Genomic DNA, 981 nt, shown 5'->3' on the forward strand with positions numbered 1-981 from the left:
CCTTTATAATTAGGGTAATAATTCGTTTTAGGAGGATAAGATGAGCAGAGAAAAGACGCTTGAATTACGCAAAAATGTGAAACCATTTGAAAATTCCGAGTTGAGAAAGAGCATTTTCCAACTTATTAATACGATTCCACCATTTTTTACCCTTTGGTTCTTAGCTTACTTGAGTTTAGATGTTTCTGTTTGGTTGACAGTTGGTTTGTCCGTTATCGCAGCAGGATTTGTCGTTCGTATTTTTATTATTTTTCATGATTGTACACATGGTTCTTTCTTTAAAAATAAGAAAGCAAATAATATTACTGGTACTATCACTGGGATTATTTCATTATTTGCTTATGAGAAGTGGAAACGCGAACATAATATTCATCATGCTACAAGCGGAAATCTAGATAAGCGCGGCGTTGGTGATATATGGATAATGACTGTGGAAGAATATGTGGAAGCTTCCCTAATGAAACGACTTTCCTACAGACTTTATCGAAATCCGATTGTTATGTTCGGTTTAGGACCAGCATTATTATTTTTAGTAAGCAATCGATTTAATCGAAAAGATGCTCGACCAAAAGAGCGCAATAACACGTATCTGATTAATATTTCGGTAATTGTTATTTATTCTCTCATGATTTGGTTAATAGGTTGGCAAGCATTTGCGATTATTCAAGGTACGATTCTTTTCATAGCCGGTACCCTAGGCATTTGGTTGTTTTATGTGCAGCATCAGTTTGAAGACTCTTATTTTGAAGTTGAAGCAGAATGGGATTATGTTAAAGCTGCAGTCGATGGAAGTTCTTATTATAAGTTGCCAAAGGTTTTACAGTGGGTAACTGGAAATATCGGCTTTCACCATGTGCATCATTTAAGCCCAAGAGTTCCTAACTATAACTTGGAAAAAGCACATGAATCGACTCCACCTTTACAACAAGCAACAACGATTAATCTTCGCACAAGCTTACAGTCTATTCGCTTCCGTCTATT

The 981-nt window shown here is 35.9% G+C and carries 1 protein-coding gene; it reads left to right on the forward strand.

Annotated features, from left to right (window positions below):
* Positions 1–40: 40 nt before the first annotated feature.
* Positions 41–981, forward strand: a 941-nt coding sequence (gene desA / locus K9V48_RS28140) for a Delta(5) desaturase DesA (RefSeq protein WP_224142332.1), incomplete at its 3' end; no start/stop codon positions are given.

This window comes from Metabacillus rhizolycopersici, from assembly GCF_020075705.1.